Source organism: Arthrobacter senegalensis, assembly GCF_059091765.1.
In genome coordinates this window covers 1-23,664 of the sequence record NZ_JBNHGZ010000001.1, presented here as the reverse complement: position 1 = coordinate 23,664, position 23,664 = coordinate 1, and the positions used below count along the sequence as shown (strand labels likewise).

18 protein-coding genes, 1 tRNA gene, 1 other RNA gene and 1 pseudogene are annotated in these 23,664 nt (G+C 59.6%); 15 read left to right on the top strand and 6 right to left on the bottom strand.

The features are described from left to right. Positions 1-43 precede the first annotated feature (43 nt). An RNA gene (gene rnpB / locus AC5RVG_RS00105) (RNase P RNA component class A) lies at positions 44-435 on the top strand. 488 nt (positions 436-923) lie between these two features. On the opposite strand, the pseudogene AC5RVG_RS00100 reads toward rnpB, so the two are convergent. After that, positions 924-1,096, bottom strand: a pseudogene (locus AC5RVG_RS00100) (IS110 family transposase); the annotation flags it as partial. Positions 1,097-1,789: 693 nt separating this feature from the next. Here AC5RVG_RS00100 and AC5RVG_RS00095 point away from each other — a divergent pair. Next, positions 1,790-3,865: an acyltransferase family protein gene (locus AC5RVG_RS00095; protein WP_494012275.1), complete on the top strand. Its 2,076-nt coding sequence runs from the start codon at positions 1,790-1,792 to the stop codon at positions 3,863-3,865. A gap of 233 nt (positions 3,866-4,098) precedes the next feature. Here AC5RVG_RS00095 and AC5RVG_RS00090 read toward each other — a convergent pair whose 3' ends face one another. Next, positions 4,099-4,269 carry a transposase gene (locus tag AC5RVG_RS00090; protein ID WP_494012274.1) on the bottom strand — a complete coding sequence of 57 codons (171 nt, stop codon included), beginning with the start codon at positions 4,267-4,269 and terminating at the stop codon, positions 4,099-4,101. Positions 4,270-5,215: 946 nt separating this feature from the next. Then, positions 5,216-6,925 (bottom strand): hypothetical protein, encoded by a 1,710-nt coding sequence (locus tag AC5RVG_RS00085; protein ID WP_494012273.1) that lies wholly within the window; start codon positions 6,923-6,925, stop codon positions 5,216-5,218. 651 nt (positions 6,926-7,576) lie between these two features. Here AC5RVG_RS00085 and AC5RVG_RS00080 point away from each other — a divergent pair. Further along, entirely contained in the window at positions 7,577-9,037 is a 1,461-nt protein-coding gene (locus AC5RVG_RS00080; protein ID WP_494012979.1) for a glyceraldehyde-3-phosphate dehydrogenase, read from the top strand. A gap of 198 nt (positions 9,038-9,235) precedes the next feature. Continuing rightward, positions 9,236-9,436 (top strand): hypothetical protein, encoded by a 201-nt coding sequence (locus AC5RVG_RS00075; RefSeq protein ID WP_494012272.1) that lies wholly within the window; start codon positions 9,236-9,238, stop codon positions 9,434-9,436. A 68-nt stretch (positions 9,437-9,504) separates the two neighbouring features. Here AC5RVG_RS00075 and def read toward each other — a convergent pair whose 3' ends face one another. The 3 genes from def to orn all read right to left on the bottom strand — a co-directional run bounded on the left by def (position 9,505) and on the right by orn (position 11,029). After that, on the bottom strand, positions 9,505-10,077 hold the full coding sequence (def, locus tag AC5RVG_RS00070) for a peptide deformylase (protein WP_494012271.1): 573 nt from the start codon (positions 10,075-10,077) through the stop codon (positions 9,505-9,507). Between the two features lie 113 nt (positions 10,078-10,190). Beyond that, positions 10,191-10,263: transfer RNA gene (locus tag AC5RVG_RS00065), tRNA-His, on the bottom strand. Positions 10,264-10,414: 151 nt separating this feature from the next. Further along, the gene (orn, locus tag AC5RVG_RS00060; RefSeq protein ID WP_494012270.1) at positions 10,415-11,029 is read right to left on the bottom strand and encodes an oligoribonuclease; all 615 of its coding nucleotides are present in this window, start codon (positions 11,027-11,029) and stop codon (positions 10,415-10,417) included. 209 nt (positions 11,030-11,238) lie between these two features. Between orn and mptB the strand changes: the two genes are divergently transcribed. The 11 genes from mptB to AC5RVG_RS00005 all read left to right on the top strand — a co-directional run. Further along, entirely contained in the window at positions 11,239-12,771 is a 1,533-nt protein-coding gene (gene mptB, locus AC5RVG_RS00055) for a polyprenol phosphomannose-dependent alpha 1,6 mannosyltransferase MptB (protein ID WP_494012269.1), read from the top strand. Positions 12,772-12,807: 36 nt separating this feature from the next. Further along, positions 12,808-13,236, top strand: coding sequence for a DUF3224 domain-containing protein (locus AC5RVG_RS00050; RefSeq protein ID WP_494012268.1), 429 nt, complete (start codon positions 12,808-12,810; stop codon positions 13,234-13,236). An 85-nt stretch (positions 13,237-13,321) separates the two neighbouring features. Then, a complete protein-coding gene (locus AC5RVG_RS00045) occupies positions 13,322-14,170 on the top strand; it encodes an ABC transporter permease (protein ID WP_494012267.1) in 849 nt (282 codons plus the stop codon). Further along, complete coding sequence (locus tag AC5RVG_RS00040; protein WP_493999919.1) at positions 14,154-14,945, top strand: ABC transporter ATP-binding protein; 792 nt, start codon at positions 14,154-14,156, stop codon at positions 14,943-14,945. Before AC5RVG_RS00045 ends, AC5RVG_RS00040 begins: the two co-directional genes overlap by 17 nt. Further along, a complete protein-coding gene (locus AC5RVG_RS00035) occupies positions 14,945-16,018 on the top strand; it encodes a glycosyltransferase family 2 protein (RefSeq protein WP_494012266.1) in 1,074 nt (357 codons plus the stop codon). Before AC5RVG_RS00040 ends, AC5RVG_RS00035 begins: the two co-directional genes overlap by 1 nt. Beyond that, the gene (locus AC5RVG_RS00030) at positions 16,015-16,839 is read left to right on the top strand and encodes a CDP-alcohol phosphatidyltransferase family protein (RefSeq protein ID WP_494012265.1); all 825 of its coding nucleotides are present in this window, start codon (positions 16,015-16,017) and stop codon (positions 16,837-16,839) included. Before AC5RVG_RS00035 ends, AC5RVG_RS00030 begins: the two co-directional genes overlap by 4 nt. 5 nt (positions 16,840-16,844) lie before the next feature. Then, positions 16,845-17,744 carry a glycosyltransferase family 2 protein gene (locus AC5RVG_RS00025; RefSeq protein WP_494012978.1) on the top strand — a complete coding sequence of 300 codons (900 nt, stop codon included), beginning with the start codon at positions 16,845-16,847 and terminating at the stop codon, positions 17,742-17,744. 96 nt (positions 17,745-17,840) lie between these two features. Beyond that, complete coding sequence (locus AC5RVG_RS00020) at positions 17,841-18,302, top strand: adenylyltransferase/cytidyltransferase family protein (RefSeq protein WP_494012264.1); 462 nt, start codon at positions 17,841-17,843, stop codon at positions 18,300-18,302. A 150-nt stretch (positions 18,303-18,452) separates the two neighbouring features. Then, complete coding sequence (locus AC5RVG_RS00015; RefSeq protein ID WP_494012263.1) at positions 18,453-19,976, top strand: Stealth CR1 domain-containing protein; 1,524 nt, start codon at positions 18,453-18,455, stop codon at positions 19,974-19,976. A gap of 89 nt (positions 19,977-20,065) precedes the next feature. Further along, positions 20,066-22,729 (top strand): CDP-glycerol glycerophosphotransferase family protein, encoded by a 2,664-nt coding sequence (locus AC5RVG_RS00010; protein ID WP_494012262.1) that lies wholly within the window; start codon positions 20,066-20,068, stop codon positions 22,727-22,729. Between the two features lie 82 nt (positions 22,730-22,811). Further along, positions 22,812-23,664 (top strand): phosphohexomutase domain-containing protein (locus AC5RVG_RS00005; protein WP_494012261.1); only part of this gene is annotated, 853 nt, incomplete at its 3' end.

Here is a 23,664-nt window from a genome sequence, read left to right as displayed (position 1 = left end):
GATTACGGGTCACGGGCGGGCAGGCCGTATCCTGAAGGCGGGACGGGTTGGCTGGGCGATCGCGTCGGGCTGGTCCGCGAGGACGAGTCCGCCGAGGAAAGTCCGGGCTCCACAGGGCAGGGTGGTGGGTAACGCCCACTCGGGGAAACCCGCAGGCAAGTGCCACAGAAAACAGACCGCCAGGACTGCTCCGGCAGGGCTTGGTAAGGGTGAAACGGCGGTGTAAGAGACCACCAGCGACCCGGGCGACCGGGACGGCTAGGTAAACCCCACCCGGAGCAAGGCCAGACAGGGCACGATCGAGGGCTGCTCGCCCGAGTGTCCGGGTAGGCCGCTTGAGGGTACCGGCAACGGTGCTCCTAGATGGATGATCGCCACCCGGCGGCGGGCAACTGCCGCAGGTGACAGAACCCGGCTTACAGACCAACCCGTCCCTTTATCCTTGTGCTCGATCGACGACGCTACCGGTGCGACCGTTGCACCATGTCACCGAGGATGAGCCAGCGCCGGCTAACAGTTTGATGTGGTATTAGAGCCGAGAACTGCGGGCAGGTCCTGAAGCTAGACGGCACGGCGGCGGGCTCAACAAGATCCAGATGGCGGTGATTTTTCGCACGAGACCGATGAAAGAGTCGAACGGGAACGAGTAAAGAGGACCACGATAGGGCGGCGGACCTTAAGCATCTGGCGGCATGCGGTGTCTCTTGAGAGCTATTGTGCAGGCGAGTCCGTTTTGCTTGTCCCCTGAATGACGGCGCGAAAGGGGGGGTGTCCCTATGTTCTTCGTCAAGGGGTCAAGCCGAGCTGAGACGTTTCGTGAGGGTCATGTCGCGGAGCATGGCGAAGAGGACATCGCAGCGTCGTCTGGCTAGGGCGGTGAGGGCTTGGGTGTGGCGTTTCCCCTCGGCGCGTTTCCGGTCGTACCGGATCCGGTTCGAAGCAGCCGTCGCCTGCTGCGCCGGGTCATCGTCGAAGCCCCAAAGCATCGACAGTTCCGCAGCCTGTTCATCGGCTAAGTGGCGCGCAGGGTGTGGGGCATGGTTCGGGCAGCCTCGGCGATGATCGCCGCGTCCCGGGCATCGGTTTTCGCCTCGCCTCCTTTGCAGGAACACCGGTGGCAACGCAATTGATGGGGATCCGTTTGGTGACGATGCTGCCGATCCGATCACCGTTCCATCACCTATGGAAGCGCCGCCCAGCACAGCAGCGGATCGGGCCAACCAGACGTAATTGCCGATGCTGAGCGACTTGGATACGTTCACCCGGTCACCTGCGGACATCAAAGATCGCGTGCCCGTCGTCGGCGCGGACTTGGTTGTCGCTGGCGAACATCACATCGTCTCGGCGAACATCACATCGTCTCCAACACGGATCGTCGTACCCTCCGTTGCAGATATGACGACTGCCGTCGTGGTGGAGACGATGTTCCCGATCAGCACTTGCGCGTCTTGCTCCACCCTTATGCTCTGGCCGAAAATGCTGGAACACCCTTATTGCTGCCAACCTCGACCACGCCGTTATCGCAATCGAAGTTGATGCTGAGGCGTCCGAGACGGGCGTCGGGAGCGACCGCCAGACGGTTGTTGGATCCGGTGAACTTAATCTAGATGTCCTGCTCTATGGTTCCGGGATAGACGATCTCGTTCCCTGAGCCGTCGGAATAATTTTGTATTCGATTAACCCTTACCATTGGAACAGCTTAGTAGATTCCGCCGCCAGGCCTACCCCCAATTGATCACCGCAACGCGATGTAACTGCCTGTAGGTCTGGCACCAGAAGAGAGAAACATGTGACAGACCTGTCAGTAAGGAAACCGCTGCCTGCCCGTACCGGGAAACCCTCCAGCTTCCGCCCGGATATCCAGGGAATCCGAACCATCGCGGTCCTATCCGTACTTCTGTACCACGCCGGTGTGCCGTGGCTACCTGGCGGGTTTGTCGGGGTTGATATTTTCTTCGTCGTGTCCGGATTCCTGATTACGGGCGGCCTCGTCAGGGAACTGCAGGAGCATGGGCGATTTTCGCTCAAGGACTTCTATATTCGGCGCATGGCCCGCATCCTGCCGGCGGCATCAGTCACCCTAGTCGCAACCGTTGCTGCCACTTGGCTCCTACTCCCAGAAACGCGTTGGGGGCAGGTTGGCAGAGAGGCTTTCGCGAGCGGCCTGTACTTCGTCAACTGGCTGTTCGCGGAAAGCGCTGTCGATTACCTCGCGCAAGACCAGGCGCCGAGCCCACTGCAGCATTTCTGGTCGCTTGCGGTGGAAGAACAGTTCTACATAGTCTGGCCCCTCCTACTGATAGTGGTGGCATGGCTTGCCCTCCGTTCGAAGGTCGGCCTGCGAAACGGTCTATTCGCGGCTTTGGCCCTGATCGCCATACCGTCTATGGCGTGGTCCATCTACTACACCAATGAAAACCCGGGCGGCGCCTACTTTGTAACGACGACCCGTGTTTGGGAGCTCGCAGTTGGTGCTGGCCTTGCCATCTTGATGAGCAGGTCGCCGGCTCCGTCCAATCTGTTGGCCGGAGTCGTCGGATGGTCTGGACTTGCCGCGGTTTTGGCCGCAGCGTTGCTTTTCAGCGGCCGCTTGCCGTTTCCGAGCTACACCGCCCTGCTGCCCGTTCTCGGCACAGCGGCCCTGATCTGGGGTGGTTTAGTCGCGGGCAGCGGTCCGGCGCGCCTACTCTCTCTGGCACCCATGGTTTGGGTGGGAGGCATTTCCTACTCGTTATACCTTTGGCACTGGCCGCTGCTCGTTATCACTGCAGCACTAGTGGGAGAACTGTCCCCGGCGACGGGGCTCTTAGTGGTCATCGCTGCGATGCTCCCGGCCTGGCTAAGTACCCGGTTCATCGAGAAGCCAGCCCAACGTTACATTCGTGGATTCATGGGAAAGGAAGGAAGTCGCGGCGCGAAGCTGACTCTCGGGGCTGCAGTCTCAGTTTTTGGGGTCATCCCCGCCATGCTGTTGGTCTTAGCCGTGCCGACCGCGCAGACTTCAACGGCCCAACCCGGGCAAGGACCGATCGGCGCTGAAGTGCTGGCCAAAGGTGAGAAAGTCACCGTAGTCGATTCTTTCCCGTCTGTTATCCCTGCTGCCGTCAACGGCGCCAAGGACATGCCGGCCGCCAACACGAACGGGTGCATGCTCGACCATACGACGGTCGAACCGAAGGTCTGCGCGTACGGCGACTTGAAGTCCGACAAGGTGGTAGCCCTCGCTGGCGACTCCCACGCGGCCATGCACATCCCTAGCCTTGACCTGGTAGCGAAGGACGCCGGCTACCGGCTGGATACTTACACCAAGGGATCCTGCCCCTTCGTTACAGTGCCCATCGATTTCCAAGAAAAGCACTACAAAGAGTGTGGCGAGTGGGTGGGCAATGTCACCGACAAGCTCGTCAAGGAAAAGCCTGAACTGGTGATCACCACTATGAGCCGCGCCTATAAGGTGTTCGGATCAGGCTTGAGCTTTGAGGAGAGCAAGCAGCCGATCGCCGATGGCTTGGTCGAAAGGTGGGCCAAGTTTGAGGATGCTGGCATTCCTGTTGCGGCGGTGCGCAGCGTTCCGCGGGCCGGCATTGTGGTCCCGGACTGCGTAGCGGAGAACATGGATCGGCTCTCGGCGTGCAGCTTCGGGCAGGACGAGGGACTCTGGAACGATGGGTCAGAGCTCCGTGCGGCCCGAGCCCTACCAAGTGTCACAGTGGTTGACTTGACTCCCGCATTGTGTGGAGACGGCCGATGCCCGGCTGTGATTGGCGGGGTGCTGGTCTACCGGGATACCAACCACATAACGGCGACTTACTCGCGCACACTGCATCAGCAGATGGCGGAACGCTTGGCTCCGCTCTTGAAGTAGGAAATTGTATGGAGTGTGATCGTTGTCCCCGATACACGCGCAGCATAAGTTGTCCCTCACGCTATTCGGCAGCGTCGTCCTAGCCACCGCGACCGCAACGAGACGCTATTGACCACGGTGCGGTCGGCGACCGGAAACAACCAAGGATCAAGTTCAGTGTGGTTCGGTCCTAGTAGGCGCGTATGGACGGGAGCCTTCAGCGCGGAGATGGCGGAGAAGGAACAGGGCGCGTTTCAGGACTTTATTGCCCTTCTTCGACGGATGGTCGCCGCGGTCGAAGTACCCGATCTCCAGGTCACCGGGGCGAATCCGGAGTAGGAGGCCAGATGTTCTGGGGAGGCGAAGACTTCGCCGACGATCTCGGTGATGATCCGTGCTTCCCTCCTGGCAGCGGCCGCCGGCATGGAGGTCAGGACGAGGTAATGAGGGTGGGCCCTCCACCAGTTCTTAGACCGGGCCAGCACTTGGGCTCGGGAAGTTCGCAGCTGCACCCGTTACGCGGCCAACTGCGGCAATAGGACACCGGCCGCGCCCGCACCGGAGACCACCAGGGCCTGCTCACCCAACGCCGTGAACACCTCGACCGCCCAAGCGCTTGCCAGCCCGCGGCGCAAACCTGACCAGCAGCGCAGCCACCGGGCCTGACCGGCCTTTCACGGGGCATCCGGAGTTAACTATTTGACCAGTAGCTCCGCCATCGCAGGGTGAACCAGATGTGGTCGTCGTCGAAGCCGCGAAGCATCGACAGTTCCACAGCCTGTTCGTCAGCTAAGGCGATGGTGCGCACGGTGTGCGTCTGGGCCGCCTCGGCGATAATGGCAGCGTCCCGGCATCGATCTTGACCTCGCCCGGATGCAGGGCCGAGATGCGGGGCATCGCCAGGCCGGGCAGATAAGCGATCATGATGCAGCGCGACCGCGTGATGGTTGCTCTTGCCACGTCATCCTCGGCAAAGACAGCGACCAAATGGTGCTCTTTGATCACGCCGACTCCAGACATCAATCGATTACGCGTGCTGGCATATCCTGCGGCGGCATAGTCCGGCATCCACGACGGGCGATCTGCCGCCGTCCAAGCTCCGCTAGGTCTTTTCCTCATCAGCGACCCTCTGGCGCCTGTCGATCCCTGGTGACAACACCCACCCGGATTATGAACGACTGGGGGGTAGACACGTGCCGAGGCCCCGACTGGCCAGCGACCCTGATTTTGCCTTTATGGGTCTTCAAAGAAGGAAAACACTGCGACTTCCGCGGAGCGTAGGCTCCCGGAGCTCGACGCGGCAGAAATGTACATCATTCCGGACGGACGCCTGCCTAACTGGTTCACAGGCGCCCCCATAGCTGTTTTGAGCTACTGCTTCAGACGTCTCAAACCCGAAGCGACCAGCCGGGCGCCACCCCATACCCGAGATGAGGATAGGGCCGCATCGTTGCGTTCATCAGCAATTGTCAATGTTAAGTTCAGAGGCCGGGTGAATACCCCGTTTCTCATGAGGGAACTGACATAGAGTTCGTATCGTCCAGATAGGAAGTCTGGTAGTTTTACTCCTCGATACTGAGGAGTCGCAAAGTATCCCTTCGAATAATCGTTCCATGGATCTGCGGTCAATACGGAGACACCATCCCGATGGTCGCTTGCAAGTCTCACTGAGACGACATCTGCGCCCTTACCTATGGGCACAAAAACTAGCCAGTATGATACGTCGGCCGAAGCGGCTACTGGCTGACTCGTGACAGCGAAATATCCTTCAACATGAATCTTCTGCCCAGATAACCACGACTTGCGGAGCTTGAAAAAGGCAGGACTCGTAGCGTCCCCGAGTAAGGGACGCTTTTGGAGAGCCAAATTACCTGCCGAACTGGTCAGGTAATAGGCCGAATCTTTATAGGCGGTTCTTGAGTTTTTCAGGGCAGGAAAATCCGCAGCCTCAGCTTCGATTCCAGCGTGCTTCACTCTTATGCCGATCTTATACACTCCGTGAGGAACGGGTGATAAGTCAATGCCTCTTTCTCCGAGGCTCGCGAAACTACCCGCACGATATTCACAGTAGGTACTTTCAAAGTACTTGGCGCTAAGAGTTGAATCCAGCACGCTCCCCAGGGGGAACTCTAGATCGTCTGTCACGGAAGTAAGACGGAGATGGGACTTCACACTGCCGTGCTCGGCAGCTGGATAGCCCAAAATGAAGGCATGGCCCTTCGGGTAAAGCTTTCCTTCGGCAATAGTGGCGTCATTAATGGCACAGGCAAGTTGCCGCCGCTCCTGCAATTCAGATATCCGGTGTGTATCTTCTGTTGAGCCGATGCAACCGCTCCCATTAGTGACATTTCCATACCGGGGCACCAGACCATCTGCTAGTGCTCCGACCGTAGAGATCATGAAGGGAACGTTGTACCGTATGACTTCCGAGTGTTGACGCACTATTGGACTTATCGTTGTTATGAAATTGAAGTTTTCATATTTTGCATAAAGATCCAAATAGGGAAGAATTTCGGTTTCATACTGCACGTCGGCCGGAGAGCTCACTAAGTATAGGTTGCGTTTTCTGTTGGAGTCGGCAGCTAGGACGTCGGGTACAAGGCTGTCCAAAGCTACGACTTCCTGGTCTGAACCACTCGATGTAAGGCCTTTGAGTACGTCTGGTCGTTCTTCGCGGTTCCCGCTTCCAATCCGTAGGCGCGGAACCACGGCCACTATACTTCCATAGTCGTATTTCGCGCCGTGATAGAGGCTTGCACTTCCACCCTTCGACGCTCCCATTAGCGTGCACTGTTCTTTGGACAATCCCAACCTAATGCGGGTCGTCTCAATAAGCTCGTGAACGGATTCTTCTGGTGTGAATCCGCTCGAGTCGCGGATATAGTAAGTGTTGAGAGGATCCCGGATCCACAAAATCGCGCACCGGAGGGACCGCGCGGCGATCCCCTGAAAATCGTAAGTGCCTGCGAAGCCGCTTGAGAATATCACAAGAAGATGGCGCCGATCTTGTTCCGCTTTCTTATACTTGTAGTAAACGGAATGGCCATTGTACGAGTATGATTGTTCCGGAATGTCATTCATGCAATTCTCTTTGGGTTGCGTTGGGTTGGATCGAGGTTCGGTTGCATCATCTGCCCCTGCGCCTGACGCAAGGGCAGATATTGCCGGCGAACAAGTATGGAGCTCAGCCCGAAAATTCTAGCAGTCGGTGATGTAAGCCCGGGATGCAGGATGCGAAAGCAGGGGAGGGGCGGTATCTTGGGCTTCGCGGCGGTCGTGGCGTGTTCGGAAGGGAGCGATTCGTATAAGAACTCGATTCTTGTTTGGACTTGCCTGAGATTCGTAGCGTTTGATGCAGCTCATCGTCGACAGCGGTTTTCTCCTTCGAACTAAGAGTTCTTACAGGGTAGGTGGCAAAGTTAAGGATCTAGGGCGTACAGCGGACCGGCCGGTCATCAATCCCCCTCGCTGTGAGGCAGTTCACCTGTAACGGTGCCTCCCTGCTCCGCGCAGTCTCTAGAATGGATAATGGACAGGCTTCCGCCGCCGCCGATCGAGGGTCGGCGACGGGAACGGGCCGATCCGCAAGCTTCCCGCCGGCACTTGGCGGTGGCGTGCCGTGTGGCCGGACAGACTGTCTAGCCAACCGGCGTCGTCGTGAAAATCCACGGCGGTGACAACCGGGCTCGAGGGAGAACCCGGCTGATGTAGGAAGGTAATTCTGTGAACCAGATGTCAGAGTCGGCCCTGGATACGTGGACCAACCGCGAGGCACTTGCCGAAGCGATGATCCCGATGATCGGGCGCTTGTACCGCGAAAACAACGTAGTCACCTCCATCCACGGGCGCAGCCTGATCAACCAGTCCGTGGTGGGCATCCTGAAGGCGCACCGCTTCGCCCGCCAGATTGACGACGCCGAACTGCCGCTGGAAGAGACCTTCCCCGTGCTGCAGGCGATGAGCGAACTGGACCTCGGCGCGGGTTCCGTGGATCTGGCCCGCCTGCTGGTGAAGTTCAAGAACGAGGGTGACGGCGCCGAGCTGAAGGACTTCGTGCGCAACGAACTGGCGGACATCGTCGGCAAGCGCGGCGCCGACGAGCGCACCAGCACCGACGTGGTGCTCTACGGCTTCGGCCGCATCGGCCGTCTGCTGGCCCGGATCCTGGTCGGCCACGCCGGCGGGGGCCACGGCCTGCGCCTGCGCGCCGTCGTCGTCCGCAAGGGCAGCGACGACGACCTGGTCAAGCGCGCCAGCCTGCTGCGCCGCGATTCGGTGCACGGCCCTTTCGAGGGCACGATCTCCGTGGATGAAGAAAACAACACCATCCAGGCCAACGGCACCCTGATCCAGTTCATCTACTCCAACGACCCGGCGTCCGTCGACTACACCCAGTACGGCATCAAGGACGCCATCGTGGTGGACAACACGGGCAAGTGGCGCGACGAGGCCGGGCTGTCCCAGCACCTTCAGTGCCCCGGCGTTTCCCGCGTGCTCCTCACCGCTCCCGGCAAGGGCGGCCTGAAGAACATCGTGCACGGCGTGAACCATGCAGACATCACCGACGAGGACAAGATCGTCTCCGCCGCCTCCTGCACCACCAACGCCATCACCCCGGTCCTCAAGGCGCTGAACGACAAGTTCGGCATTGCCCACGGCCACGTGGAGACGGTGCACTCCTACACCAACGACCAGAACCTGATCGACAACTTCCACAAGGGATCCCGCCGCGGCCGCTCCGCCGCGCTGAACATGGTGCTGACCGAGACCGGCGCGGCCAAGGCAGTGGCCAAGGCCCTGCCGGAGCTGGAAGGCAAGCTCACCGGCAACGCCATCCGCGTCCCCACTCCGGATGTTTCCATGGCCATCCTGAACCTCAACCTGGAACAGGACGCCACCAAGGAGAGCCTGAACGAGTACCTGCGCGGCATGTCGCTGAACTCGGACCTGCGGAAGCAGATCGACTACATCGACTCTCCCGAGGTCGTCTCCACCGACTTCGTCGGGTCCCGTCGTGCCGGCATCGTGGACGGCCTGGCCACGATTGCCAGCGGCAAGAACGCCGTGCTCTACGTCTGGTACGACAACGAGTTCGGCTACAGCTGCCAGGTGGTCCGCGTTCTCGAGGAGATCGCGGGCGTCAACCCGAAGATCTTCCCGGCCGTTCTGGAACCGGTGGCCGAGACGGTCTGATCGCCCTGAGACGGCACTAACGACGGCGGGGCCGGCGGCATGCGAATGCCGCCGGCCCCCGTCGTTAACCGGCCGGTGGCATCGGGAACGTCATGCTGGTTTGTGGGCGTAGCGATCCAAGCGGCTAAGCCGGCTGTGGGCGCCCGCGCGACTGCCGCCGCTATGGCTTTGCGGCGACGCCGTTCCTACAATGGCCGCATGGTAGAGATGACGCGTTGGGAACGGGCGCAGGTCAATTACAAGGAGGCCCAGCGGCTGCTGGACGCGGCGCACGACGCGTACGCCCGCGGCAATGTGACGTCGAAGCGCATCGACGAACTCAAACGCCTTCGGGACATCGCGCTGGAAGATCTGCATCGCTGCGAAAAGGACCATCGATCCAGTCTCACGGACAGTTGACCGGAATCCTGCCGCTGCGGGCTTGAGACCTCGAAGGATCAAGATCTCGCTTCCCACAGGGCGGACGGCTAGTGGCCGAACGGGTCCGGATCGACTCCCGGCAGCCACGTGTTGCCGGGGACGCCCCAGCCTTCCTTCTTGATGTTCTTGCGGGCGCGTTTGCCCCATCGGTCATTGAGCCGGTCGATGTACAGCTTGCCGTCCAAATGGTCGTACTCGTGCTGCATTACCCGGGCGAACCAGCCCGTCGCCTCAAAATCCACCGGGCTGCCTTCTGCGTCAAACCCCCGGACGCGGGCCCACTCGGCCCGCTTCAAAGGATAGCTGTGCCCGGGCACGGACAGGCAGCCCTCGTTTTCCTCGTCGGGGTCGGGTTCCGCGCCCGAGACCTTGCCGAGGACCAGTGTGGGATTGACCAGGACGCCCCGAGGCGGGACGTCGTCGTCGTTGGCGAATTCATAGGTGAAGATCCGCAGTCCCACCCCGATCTGCGGAGCCGCCAGTCCTACGCCGTGAGCCTCGTCCATCGTCTCGAACATGTCAGCGATGATCGCGCGGAGCTCGTCGTCGAAATTCTCGACCTCAGCTGCACGGCGGTGCAGCACCGGCTCGCCGGTGATAGTGACGGGGCGGACGGTCATTTCTCTCCTTCGCTCAGGATGTCGGCGCGGGGCGCCGCCGTCGCGGCCGGACATGCGAAGAGCCGCCCCGGCGTCGGGACGGCTCTGCCTGCCGGCTGCTGCCGGACCTTCGGGGTGAGTAACGGGGATTGAACCCGCGACCTCCTGGACCACAACCAGGCGCTCTGCCAGCTGAGCTATACCCACCACGTGCCCTCTTGTTCCTCCCGACGGGCCCCGCTCCAGCGGTTCCTGCCGGTCTCCAACCAGTAAGGCAACGCAGACTAGTTTACATGCTTTTCATCTGGCTTTTGCCACTTTAGGCGATTCCCGCAGTGAAAGTGGCGCAGCTAACATCCTAGTCCCCGGACGTGGCGCCGATGCTTGCGGCGATCTTCTTCGCGGTGGCCGAATCCGGGCCGGGGGAGGGGACGAAGACGGCCTGGCGGTAGTACCGGAGCTCATTGATGGAGTCCTTGATGTCGCCCAGTGCCCGGTGTCCGCCGCTCTTGGCCGGCGCTTGGAAGTAGGCCCGGGTGAACCAGCGGCGCGAGAGTTCCTTGATCGTGGAAACGTCGATGATCCGGTAGTGCAGGTGATCAATGACGCGGGGCATGTCGCGGGCCAGGAAGGTCCGGTCCGTGCCAACGGAGTTGCCTGCCAACTGCGCCTTGCGGGGTTCGGGAACCCACGCCGTGATGTATTCCATCACCTTGTCTTCGGCCTCGGCCATCGTCATGCCGTGCGGGAGTTCGTCCAGCAGCTTGGAGGTGGTGTGCATGGTGCGGACGAAGTCGTTCATATGGGCGAGGGCCTCTGCGGTGGGCTTGATGACGACGTCGACTCCCTCCCCCAGGATGTTGAGTTCCGAGTCGGTGACCAGGACTGCGACCTCGATGAGCGCGTCGGCTTCGAGGTCCAGTCCGGTCATTTCGCAGTCGATCCAGACAATATGTTCATTAGAGATTGGCACCCGATAAATGTATCGCGTCGGCGCGCTGCCGCGCGGGAGAGCGGCAGGGAATGCCGCCGGCCCGGTGCTAACATGCAGAGAGCACCTCAAGCAGGCGTGCCTCCCACGCTGCCTTCGACTGACCGTTCCGAGGCGTGCAGACCACCCCCGCGGCACGCGCCGCACCGGACCAGGTGTACTGACCCCGGAGTGATTGGACCGCCGAGAAGATGACTGCCCAAAGACCCGCGACTGAACCTTCCAGCTCACGCAGCGGAAGCGTCGTCAAGGAGCGGTCTACCCGGAGCATCCTCGAGGGCGCCATCGGCTCGATCATGATGTTCCTCGGGTCGCTGGGGGTGGGGTGGCTGGCCTCGGTGTCCGAGCTGCGGCGCTGGCCGCTGCTGATCTTCCTGCGGGTGGAACTGGTCGGTGTGATCCTCTCGGTGATCCTGCTCGCCCTCGGGGGCATGATCCTGGTGCGGGCCTGGCTGCGGCTCGGCCAGCAGTTCACCGTCTGGGGCGAGTCCGCACGGCGGGCAACGCTGACCGCCATCGTTGCCTGGGGCACCCCGCTGGCACTGTGTATCCCGCTGTTCAGCCGTGACGTCTACGCCTATATTGCCCAAGGCAAAGTCATGGTCAACAACCTTAATCCGTACGTGGACGGGTACGACCAGCTGCAGAACTATCTGCAGACCGGAGCCGACGACCTCTGGGCACGCAGCCCAACGCCTTACGGACCGATCTTTCTCTGGATGGAGGAGTTCACCGTCTGGCTCACGGGCGGCCACCCGGAATACTCCATCATCATGTTCCGGATCCTCGCCATCGCCGGTGCCGCAATGTGCGTCTACTACGGACCGAAACTTGCCGAACTGCACGGCATCAACCCCAACCGGGCGTTGTGGCTGGCCTGCGCCAACCCGTTGTTCCTGACCACCTTCATCGCCAGCATCCACAACGATGCCCTGATGCTGGGGTTGGCTCTTGCCGGTCTCTACTACGCGGCGAACCGACGGGTACTGCTGGGCATCTTGCTGGTGACACTCTCGATAGGCATCAAACCGATCACCCTGATCTTCCTGCCGTTCGTCGGCCTGTTGTGGGCGGGCAAGGGTGCCAGTTGGCCGCGCAAATTCGGATACTGGGCACTGACGGCCGGGATTTCCTTCGGGCTGCTGGCGATTCTGGGGATGATCAACGGGCTGGGATTCGGCTGGGTCGGGGCCCTCAGCCAGCAAGGAGCCGGCCTGATGATCTGGTACGCCCCGGTCGGGCTGCTGGGGATCTTCCTGGGCCTGGTCTCCGGCGGCTTGGGGCTCGACGGCGCGATGGTGCAGTCCGCCGTCTACACCGGCGGCCGGCTGGTGGCCGTGCTGATCGTCCTCTACACCATGTTCCGCGGCAGCTACGACCGGATTGTTCGTCGGCTCGCGCTGGCACTGGCCGCAGTGGTGTTGCTGGGCCCGATGATTCAGCCCTGGTACATCGTGTGGCTGCTGCCGCTGTTTGCGGCCACCGGGATCCGGAACGACTGGCAGGTACAGACCGTCTACGCGGTGACGTCCTTCCTGATGATCTACGCGATCACCGACCAGCTGGACATCTTCCCCTACATCGAGTTCGACCTCGACATGGCGCGGCTTCTCGCCTGCATCGTGGCGGTAGCCTTCGCGCTGTACCTGGTGTTTCTGGATCCGAAAACCCGCAAGCTCTTCCGCAAGAAATACGCCGACTCGCATGACCAGCGACTCTTCTGACGCGCTCGGCAAACGATCTAGGAGAAACAGGGCATCATGAACGACGCCGAACACATCATCGCCGCCGACTTCGACGTCACCGACTGGGTGCCGGAACCCTATGAAGTCGAGGGAACAAGCTCGGACCTGAGCCGGGTCCGCGTGACCAAAGTATTTGACGGATTGATCACAGGCACCAGCCGCGCAGAACTGCTGATGGCCGGCAACAGCACCGGAGCGGGATACGTTGCCTCCGAAGTTTTCACCGGCTCCGTCGATGGCCGCGAAGGCACGATGGTGATCCAGCACTGGGGCCTCGCGGAGGGCGAAGCCGCCGCGAGCGACGGGCACATCATTCCGGGCTCGGGCACGGGAGCGCTGGAGGGAATTGGGGGGAAAGCCATCTACGTCCAGGACACCGCGGGCCAGCACAGCCTTGAACTGCGCGTGTTCTTCCGGGAGGGCGAATCCGCGGTTCGGGGCTGAATCATCTAAACTCGGTAGGTGCACCGCCGGTCCCTCAGGGGTGGCGACGCCACCGTCCACCTGTAAGTAAGGGAAACTACCTGGCATGAGCCTTGCCGAATATGCGAGCGAGAACCGCCTCCACCGAGTCGGTGCCCGCCCTTCGCTTTTCCGCTATCTCGCGGAAGCATGGACCCGTCGTGACTTCGCCATCGCCATGGCGAGGTACAAGATCGAGGCGTCGAACCAGCGCAACCGACTGGGCATGCTCTGGGTGTTCATCAAACCCACACTGAATGCTCTCCTGTACGGCGCGATCTTCGGTATCTTGCAGGGGGCCAGCCGGCCGGAGAACTTCCCGATGTATGTGGTAATCGGCGTGTTCCTCTTCGAGTTCTTTTCCACCTCGATGAACAACGGCGCCAAATCGATCACAGGAAACGGCGCCCTGGTGCAGTCCTTGGCCTTCCCACGGATAACGCTGCCCGTCTCCACCGTGATCCAGCAGCTGATGACACTCGTGCCAATGCTTGCCGTGATGTTCGTGTACATCCTGATCTTGGGTGCGCCGATCAGTGTGGAATGGCTGCTGATCATTCCGTTGGTTGCAATCTTCACGGTGTTCAACCTGGGCGTAGCCCTGATCGGCGCCAGACTCACGGTCCACGTCAGGGACCTGACCCAGTTACTCCCGCTCGTCACCCGGATCCTCTTTTACACCTCCGGCGTTCTGTTTTCCATCGACCGCATCCTGGCATCGCATCCTTGGGCCATCGCGCTGTTCGACTTCCACCCGCTGCATGAAATCCTCTCCATTGCCCGAGGGGTTCTCATGCCGGGTATGGACTACGATCCGATCTACTGGCTCTACTTTTCCGTCTGGTCCGTAGCGGTCTTCGTTGCCGGAGTCTTGTTCTTTTGGGTAGCTGAGGAGCGGTATGGCCGAGTCGACTAAGACTGGAGAAGCGTTGATGGGCACAGATGCGGCCGGCGCCGCCCGTAAACCCGTGGTCGTCGTCGATGATCTGCATGTGAAGTACTACGTCCATGCCGGCGGAAAGCCGGTCAAGGGCACCGGGCGATCGCTGCTGCAGCGGGGAGCCGGCAGGCTCCGTACAGTCCACGCGCTCAAGGGAATCTCCTTCACCGCCTACGAAAATGAATCCATCGGGGTCATCGGCTCGAACGGATCCGGCAAATCCACGCTGATGCGCACGCTCGTCGGGCTGACGCCTCCAGCGCAGGGTGCCGTCTATGCCTCCTCTCGTCCGAACATGCTGGGCGTGGGGGCGGCCTTGATCCCGGACCTCTCGGGGGAAAAGAACATCCAATTGGGCGGGCTCGCGCTCGGGTTCTCTAAGCAGGAAATCAACGGGCTCCGGGACGACATCGTCGAGTTTGCCGAGTTGGAAGAGTTCATCGACCTTCCCATGCGGACCTATTCATCCGGAATGCAGGCGCGGCTGAAATTCGCCATCGCCGCCTCCAAGCAGCACGAGATTCTCATCGTGGATGAAGCACTTGCGGTTGGCGACCAACGCTTCCGGCAGAGGAGCGAGGCCCGCATCCGTGAGATACGCGAGAACGCCGGTACCGTTTTCCTTGTCTCGCACTCGATGAAATCGATACTGGATACCTGCAGCAGGGTCATCTGGATCAATAAAGGCGTGCTGGAAATGGACGGCGACCCGAGAGAAGTCGTGGACGCCTACAAGGAGTCCAGGAAATAGTGACTTCGGCATCCGTCCTGCCTCCGCTGGAGGAGTACCCTGGCGTGTCCTACATCATGCCCGTCCTCAATGAGGCGGCGCATATCGAGGACGCGGTCCGCAGCATCCTGAACCAGGAATACCCCGGGCCAAAGGAAGTGGTTCTGGCGCTGGGGCCTTCAACGGATGAGACTGACCGGATCGTGGCGGACCTGCAGGCGAGGGAACCGCGGTTACGCAGCGTCAACAGCCCGACCGGCCGTACCCCGGCCGGACTGAATCTTGCCCTTCAAGCTTCGAGTCATCCGGTCGTTGTCAGGGTGGACGCACATACGGAACTAGAGCCTCACTACACGAAGCGCGGGGTGGCAACGCTGCGGCGGACCGGTGCGGCTGATGTCGGGGGGCTCATGGACGCCCGAGGCAAGACTCCCTTTCAGCGGGCAGTCGCAGCCGCCTATGTATCGCCTCTGGGACTCGGTGGGGCGGCGTATCACAGCGGGGCACCTGAGGGCCCTGCAGAATCCGCTTATCTCGGCGTCTTCCGACGCGAGGTCTTCGACGAGGTCGGATTTTTCGAGGAGACGCTGTGGCGGGGCCAAGACTGGGACATGTGCCTGCGCCTGCGCCAAGCCGGCTACACGGTCTGGTTCGACCCGGAGCTGAAGGTCGTCTATTGGCCGCGCGCGCAGTGGGGAAAACTGGTCCGGCAGTTCTACGCCGCGGGCATCTGGCGGGCAGAGCTGGCTAACCGGCACAAGGAAGGAAAATCCGTCAGGCACTTCCTGCCGCCAGTACTGGTGGCCGCGTTGGGCGTCGGCGTTGGCTCCGCCAGCATGCTCGCCACCGGCACGGCCAAGACGTGGCCGGCTAGCCTGCGGCTTCTGGCGGGTGCAGTGGCCGCCGTCCCTGCGTTTTACGGGGCGGGCGTCACGTACGCCTCCGCAAGCATGCCAGGCGACCTTGGTCGACCCGAACGACTGCGGCTGCTGGCGGTGCTGCCAGGAATCCACATCAGCTGGGGGCTGGGATATCTCCGCGGACGACTGTTCGGAGCGGCAGGAACCGTAGATACCAGCCGGAGGAAGTCGTGACGGCCGTTCAGCGGCCGGCGCGCCCCACCCTGGAGCAGCTCCGCTCCGTGGCCCAGCCGCCAGAGGTCCGAAGCAGAAAAAACGCTGAGCACTGGACCGCCGAGCTCTATCTTCGGCATATCTCCATCTACCTCACCAGCGTCCTGGTCCGCACCCCGATCTCCGCGAACGGCGTCACAGGCCTCATGATTCTGTCGGGCTGGGCAATTTCCGCATCGCTGCTCGTACCGGGAATCTGGGGACCGTTGCTCGCGGTCTTCTTCTCGCAACTGCAGTTGTACTTCGACTGCAGCGACGGGGAAGTCGCGCGGTGGCGCGGCACTCAAAGCCCCAAAGGCATCTTCCTTGACAAGATCGGCCACTACACGACCGAGGGGCTGATTCCCATCGCACTCGGGCTGCGGTGCCTGGGAGACATGGGCCTGCTGAGCCGCGACCCGGGGCAGGCCTACCTCTATCTGTTCCTCGGTGCGCTGCTGGCGTTCCTTATCGTCCTTAACAAGGCCCAAAACGAGATGGTGCACGCCTCCCGGGCGTTGGCAGGGATGGACAAGCTCCCAGATACGGCAGAGGCGAAAGCCGTTCCCGCCACGTCCTTTGTCGGCAGGCTTCGTCGGCTTGCCCGGTTCCTGCCCTTCCACCGGGTGTTGCATTCGGTGGAGATGAGTTTGCTGGTCCTGGCCGCCTCCATCGTGTCGGTAGCAGCCGGTCAGCAGGTAACGGGGGAGCGTTGGCTGCTCTTCGTCCTGGTGCCCGCCGTCCTGTTCGTAAATATCGGCCATTTCGTCGCCATCATGGCCTCGCCTAGGCTGCGGAAGTGAGCGGCATGCAACAAGACATGAGATCCCAGGAACCGACCTTCGGGGTGGTCATGCTTACTCAGGGAACACGCCCCGCCGAATTGCAACGAGGATACGAATCGTTGCAACGGCAGCAAGGGGTGAGGCTGGATGTCGTAGTGGTGGGCAATGGCTGGGATCCGGAAGACGTGCCGGCCGATTTCAAAACGCTGCATATCGAGGAGAACATCGGCATCCCCGCTGGGCGGAACGCCGGCGTGCCGCATGTCAAAGGGGAGTACCTTTTCTTCCTCGACGACGATGCATGGCTGCCGGACCCTGACTTTCTGCTCTCCTGCGTCCGGCTCTTTCGAAAGCATCCGGACCTCGGCATGGTTCAGCCCAGAATCGAGGACCCTGCCAGTCCTGTTGCCCCGCAGCGCTGGGTTCCTCGGCTCCGTAAGGGCGACGTACGGGCGTCGAGCAATGTCTTTTCCGTGGTGGAGATGGCCATCGCGATGCGCCGGGACGTTTTCCAAGCCACCGGAGGCTGGCCGTCCAGTTTCTGGTACGCGCACGAGGGTATCGAATTTGCGTGGCGTGTCTGGGACGCGGGCTTCCGGACGTGGTACGCGGGGGACCTGCGCGCCGGACACCCGGTAATCGATCCTCGCCGACATGAGGAATTCTTCCGTCTCAACGCCCGCAACCGCGTCTGGCTGGCCAGACGGAACCTGCACTGGCCGTTCAGCTGGGCTTATGTGGGCTCGTGGACGCTAATACAGGTTGTTCGCTCGCGCCGACAACCGCACCAGCTCAAACCCTGGTTCTCCGGCTGGTGGGCCGGGTGGAAGCATGATCCTTGGGGGCCGCAAGAATTTCGGCGCAAACTCAGGTGGAAAACCATCTTCAGGATGGGAAAAGCCGGAAGGTGGCCTGTGATTTAGGCGACGCGATGCTTGGGATCGCAGGGACGATGGAAGCGGTTGGCCTAAGCTAGATTCTGGACTACCTAGAGACTACAACGAGATTTGAGGTGCCACGTGGGTAAAACCGTTCTCACTTATGGGACGTTCGACCTGTTCCATATTGGGCATCTAAACATCTTGAAGCGGTTAAGCGCTCTCGGCGACAGACTGATCGTCGGTGTTTCCACCGATGAGTTCAACGCCATCAAGGGTAAGAAACCGATTGTTCCGTTCGATCAGCGGATCGAGATCGTCCGATCGATCCGGTACGTCTCAGAGGCCATACCTGAGGAAAGCTGGGATCAAAAGAGCCATGATATTGATGTGTTTCGAGTTGATATATTCGGCATGGGTGAGGACTGGCGAGGGAGATTCGACGAATTAGAGGACAGGGTCGAGGTCGTCTACCTGCCACGTACAAGCGGAATTTCTACAACTGAACTGAAACGAGTCCTTTCCGCCTTTGACGAGAGACACGTTGACGAACTAAAGCGAACCCTGGACAGTATCGGACAAATTGTACGAGAACTCACATGAGCGCTTTTTTCCATGGACAAAAAATCAATGCCACCAGTTTTTAGTGCGAGTTGAAAAATGATTAGAGCTTCTGTCAAGCGGGTAACCGATCGAGTACTAGTAGAGACATCTCGCCATGTTTCTGCTCGCGCCATTACTGCTCGTGCCCGCATGCAGGGTCTGAGCGGTGCTTACGGAATTCACTCGTATGGACGGCTTCCTATCGTCGCTCGAACCAATCCGGAGTTGAAGCTGCCTGAACAGCGCAAATTTTCCAGATCAAAACTAATGGAACTGCTCGTTGACCTGAACATTCCGTTTTGGGCGATTCCTACGCCACCCCACCAGCCGAGCGCCCTCGGGATAGATGCGTCCTACCGAAAAAAAGTGCTTACCGCTCTGAGTAAAAACCCGAAGTTTCGCGGCTGGTATTGTACTGGTCTAACCTTTGCCAATGTTCCCAGTAGGGTTGTCAAGGGAATCGATGCGGCTGGCACCGTTTCCTGGCCAGCCGTAAGGATATGGGAGTTCGTCCGGGCTACCGAGGACTCAGCCTTCCAAGCGGACGCGGCTCAAGGAGTTGACCTCGAATTTTGGTCCCGGGACGCCAGCGGCATACTGCATCCTCCTGTCTGGCGGGAACAGTCCACCACTCTGTCGGAACTCGAATCTGCAGCAGTTGACACCAACTATGTGCCAAAGTCGTGGTCGGACTACCGTCATCTCTCCGTGTCCCAAATGAAAATTGACGTTGTCTACACATGGGTTGATGGTTCGGATGATGCCTGGCTGCGAAGCAAAGGGGAAGCCGCGGGCTCGGCCGATGTTGCTGCTTTCACCGAACGAGCGCACCACGATGCCCGGTTCGCAGATCATGACGAACTTCGCTTTAGTCTGCGTTCTCTCGAGCAGTTTGCGCCGTGGGTTAACAAGATATGGATAGTGACTGCAGGCCAGACGCCTGCCTGGCTTGACCTCAACCATTCCCAAGTAGAAGTCGTCGACCATCGATCCATATGGCCAAGTGATGATGGTTTACCTAACTTTAATTCTCATGCAATTGAAGCTAACCTTCACCGCATTGAAGGTTTATCTGAATACTTCCTATACCTCAACGACGATATGTTTTTGGGCCGTCCCGTTAGCCCTGAGCACTTCTTCCACCCAAGCGGCATCAGCAAAGTATTTCAGTCTAGGGCTTTGGTGGACTTCAGGGAGCCGGAACCGGGGGAGATTGCTTCATCTACCGCTGCTAAGAGAGCCCGTGAGATCTTGAAGCAAGAATTCGGTGTCGTCGCAACGCGGAAGTTTTATCATACGGCGGCGGCTTTACGGGTCTCCGTCCTTCAAGAGATTGAAAGAAAGTTCCCCGCTTTTTTCGAAGAGACACGGCGCGCAACATTTCGAACGACCAGGGACATAGCGGCTGCAGGGTCCCTGTATTTGAACTATGTGCTCGCCAGCGGCCAAGGTGTGCCGGGCACGCTGCGGTATGAGTACATCGACCCAGCTACGGGCGAGGGGTTAAGGCGCCTTGAACGAATCGCAAGGTTCAGGTCCTACGATGCATTTTGTATCAACGATGGCGCCACCGATCAGCATCAGAGCCAAAGGATAGCCACTGACTCTATCATACGTCAGTTTTTGTCTTCCTACTTGCCGGTCCCAAGTCAGTTCGAGTCCACCAACGTATGATTTGTGGGGCTACCAATCCGAATAAAGCCGCGCGAATAAGCAAGGCGAAAGAGGTTATTACAATGCAACATGGAGGATTTTCTCTGGTTGTGGCCATGTACAACGTGGCACGCTTTCTTCCCGATTTTTTCCAATCCCTTGAGGCGCAAGATTTTCCATTTGAGGAATTAGACGTCGTACTCGTGAACGATGGGTCAAGCGATGAAACAGGGACGGTGGCGGAAGAGTGGTCATCTCGCTTCGATAATGTTTCGGTTGTCCACCAGGAAAACGGCGGGCAGGCTTCCGCGAGAAACGCTGGGTTGAAGGTCGCAAAAAACGAATGGGTTTGTTTTGTCGACCCTGATGATATGTTGGATCCAAGGTACTTCGCCGAATCCTTCCGGTTTATGGTCGAAAATACGGGCTTGTCCGCGTCGCTCTACGCAACAAATCCAATATACTTTGAAGAAAATACCGGAAAGCTCCGTGACGGCCACCCCTTGAGGGGGCGGTTTCGGGGCGGCAACCGTTTGGTAGATCTCCAAGGCTTCCCAAACTCCATACAGATGCAGGCGACTACTGCATTCTTTCGTCGTACTATTCTCGTCGAACACGGCATCGAATTTGGCACTCTCATCCGTCCTACATTTGAGGACGCGCACTTCGTCTCACATTATTTGTTACATTCCAGCAACGTTGTGATCGGCATCGTTTCTTCTGCGAAGTACATATACAGGCGACGAGCTGATGGAACATCAACACTTCAGACATCGCACGGGGATGCCAGGAAGTACACTGATGTGCCGCGTTATGGACTGCTTGACATACTACAGAAGGCCATGCGGATTCAAGGAAGCGTTCCTCAATGGCTGCAGAATGTCATTCTCTATGATGTTTTTTGGCTATTCAAGAGCGACCGTTCTATCTATTCGACAAGCGCAGGCCTACCGGACGCGGTGTTCGATGAATTCCATGACCTCCTTAAGGATATTCTGTCATACATCGACTCTGCGTCCATTATGGCCTTCGATGCGATGCCTATTGATGCCTGGATGCGTCAGGCGCTCATCGCCGGCTATAAGGACAGAGGATTTCTTACGCCCTGCGCTTTGGTTCGTCCTTTGGACATAGCTCAGGGTCTGGTTAAGCTCACCTACCGCTATGCCTCTGTACTTCCCAAGGAAGAAATTATCATCCGCGGAATGAGAGTTCAGCCGCGGCACGCCAAAGTCCAAGCATTGTCCTTCTTCCGTCGTACGGTTTTATATGAGCGCACACTATGGGTTTCTTCGTCGGGCACCGTGAGGCTGATGCTCGACGGGAAGCCGGTGCACATGATCTTCAATGAGACAAATCGGCCCGATTTCTCGCTCCTTCCAAGCAAGTTGGAAGCAATGAGGTCTGCCCTGACTGACACCGTTCCCGTTCGATATAGGAATAGGCAGTCTTCTCAGCTTCGCTTTTTTCTGCGATGGGCAAAAGGTCATGCCTGGGCGTTTCGCCGAGCAACCCGGGTAAAAAACGTTAAGGACATATGGACTGCTTGGGTTCTGCGTTCGCAAAGAATCAAATCAAAGTACGGCGACGCTTGGGTGCTAATGGATCGCGACAATGAAGCGAACGATAGCGCTGAAGAGTTGTATCACTGGTTGGCTGCAAATCATCCCGAAATAAACGCATGGTACGTTTTGCGGCGGGATGCAGCTGACTGGGATCGTCTGAGGAGAGCGGGAGTCAAGCTGGCAGCGTACGGTTCCTTTCAGTGGCGTTTACTCATGTTGTCGGCGGTGCATTACGCTTCTTCTCATATAGATAAGTATGTTGTACAACCTATCAGCACACGCAAGTACGGTCATCCGCAGTGGCGCTTTACGTTTTTACAGCATGGTGTTATCAAAGGTGATTTATCCCGTTGGCTAAATGGCAAGTCTCCTGATCTCTTTATTACCTCCACTAGTGCTGAGTACGAATCTATAGCAGGTGACCACTCGCCGTATAAGTTCAGCTCCAAAGAAGTCCGTCTTACGGGACTGCCGCGTCACGATGCTTTGCTGCGTAAACGCGCAGCGGCAGGCACTCCGGACGTCATCCTAATCGCGCCGACATGGCGTAATTATCTGGTAGCGGCAAACAAAGACAGTTCGGCTGCGCGGGGATATAATCCGGCTTTCGTCGAGAGTAAATATGTGTCGAGCTATCGGGACCTGCTGCGGTCGGAGCAGCTTCGGCGGACCGCAGCGGAGTTCGGATATCGAATTGCTTTCATGCCGCATCCAAACAGTCAGCCCTACATGGAGGTGTTTGACGTCCCAGAGTATGTAGAAACGGTAAAATATGGCGAGTCAGACGTGCAAGAGATTATGGCACGAACAGCGATAATGATCACCGACTATTCGTCGATTGCTTTCAATATCGCATATTTGGACGGTGCCGTGGTCTACTATCAGTTCGATGCTGACGAATACTTCGGTGGTGGACATACGGAGCGACCCGGCTACTTCTCCTACGAGGTGGACGGATTTGGTCCGGTCGTCACATCAGTCAGTGATGCCGCACGCGAAGTGAGTGTTATCGCTCAAAACGGGGGGCCGCTACCAGAGTACTTAGAGCGCATCAGAAAGACTTTTCCGGTCAGGGATGGTGGTAACTCTCGACGGGTTTATGAGGCGATGATCGATACGTCTCGTAAGCTCAGCTTCGAGGAAGCAACTCAACCCTTTGAAGCATCCGACGTCATGAGCTTGTCCGGAGAGAACGAATCTATACGCTGATGCAAATCGGCGCAAAGAAGCATTATCGGGCTGGAGGTCCAACATTTACTCTGCATTCAAGGCGTACGACGTCCGCGGGATCGTGGGCGAAACCATTACGGCGGCGACCGTCGAGGCGACCGGCGCCGCGTTCGTGGACGTGTTGTCCCTGGCCGGGCAGACGGTGCTGGTGGGCGGCGACATGCGCCCGTCCTCGCCGGAGTTCGCCGCCGCGTTCGCCCACGGCGCGGCCGGCCGCGGGGCCAACATCCAGATGCTGGGGCTGATCTCCACCGATGAGCTCTACTACGCCTGCGGGTCCCTGGACGCCGCAGGGGTGGTGTTCACCGCCAGCCACAACCCCGCGCAGTACAACGGCCTGAAGATGGCCAAGCCCGGGGCGGTGCCGGTCTCCTCCGACACCGGCATGTTCGACATCCGCGACCTGGCGCAGAAGTACCTCGAGACCGGGATCCCCGACGGCACCGAGCCCGGGACCATCAGCGAAACCAACGTGCTGGCCGGTTACGCCTCCTACCTGCGCTCCCTGGTGGACCTGGCCGGCATCCGGCCGCTGAAGGTAGTGGTGGACGCCGGCAACGGCATGGCCGGGATGACCACCCCCGCCGTGCTCGGCGACACCCTGCTGCCGGCGCTGCCGCTTAAGGTCGTGCCGCTGTATTTCGAGCTGGACGGGACGTTCCCCAACCACCCGGCCAACCCCTTGGAACCGGAAAACCTGGTGGACCTGCAGGCCGCCGTTATCGAGCACGGGGCGGACCTCGGCCTGGCCTTCGACGGCGACGCCGACCGGTGCTTCGTGATCGATGACACCGGGGCGGTGGTCTCCCCCTCGGCGATCACCGCGCTGGTCGCCCGGCGCGAAATCGCCCGCGCCCGCGCCGCCGGCGAAGAAAGCCCGGCGGTGATCCACAACCTGATCACCTCCCGCGCCG

What these genes read in the sequence shown, in the direction of transcription:
- AC5RVG_RS00040 (WP_493999919.1), top strand. Translation starts at nt 14,154, where the DNA reads ATGGCCGAGTCGACTAAGACTGGAGAAGCGTTGATGGGCACAGATGCG.
- def (WP_494012271.1), bottom strand. Translation starts at nt 10,077, where the DNA reads ATGACCGTCCGCCCCGTCACTATCACCGGCGAGCCGGTGCTGCACCGC.
- AC5RVG_RS00075 (WP_494012272.1), top strand. Translation starts at nt 9,236, where the DNA reads ATGGTAGAGATGACGCGTTGGGAACGGGCGCAGGTCAATTACAAGGAG.
- AC5RVG_RS00015 (WP_494012263.1), top strand. Translation starts at nt 18,453, where the DNA reads ATGCAGGGTCTGAGCGGTGCTTACGGAATTCACTCGTATGGACGGCTT.
- AC5RVG_RS00045 (WP_494012267.1), top strand. Translation starts at nt 13,322, where the DNA reads ATGAGCCTTGCCGAATATGCGAGCGAGAACCGCCTCCACCGAGTCGGT.
- mptB (WP_494012269.1), top strand. Translation starts at nt 11,239, where the DNA reads ATGACTGCCCAAAGACCCGCGACTGAACCTTCCAGCTCACGCAGCGGA.
- AC5RVG_RS00050 (WP_494012268.1), top strand. Translation starts at nt 12,808, where the DNA reads ATGAACGACGCCGAACACATCATCGCCGCCGACTTCGACGTCACCGAC.
- AC5RVG_RS00085 (WP_494012273.1), bottom strand. Translation starts at nt 6,925, where the DNA reads ATGAATGACATTCCGGAACAATCATACTCGTACAATGGCCATTCCGTT.
- AC5RVG_RS00090 (WP_494012274.1), bottom strand. Translation starts at nt 4,269, where the DNA reads ATGCCGGCGGCCGCTGCCAGGAGGGAAGCACGGATCATCACCGAGATC.
- AC5RVG_RS00080 (WP_494012979.1), top strand. Translation starts at nt 7,577, where the DNA reads ATGTCAGAGTCGGCCCTGGATACGTGGACCAACCGCGAGGCACTTGCC.
- AC5RVG_RS00025 (WP_494012978.1), top strand. Translation starts at nt 16,845, where the DNA reads ATGCAACAAGACATGAGATCCCAGGAACCGACCTTCGGGGTGGTCATG.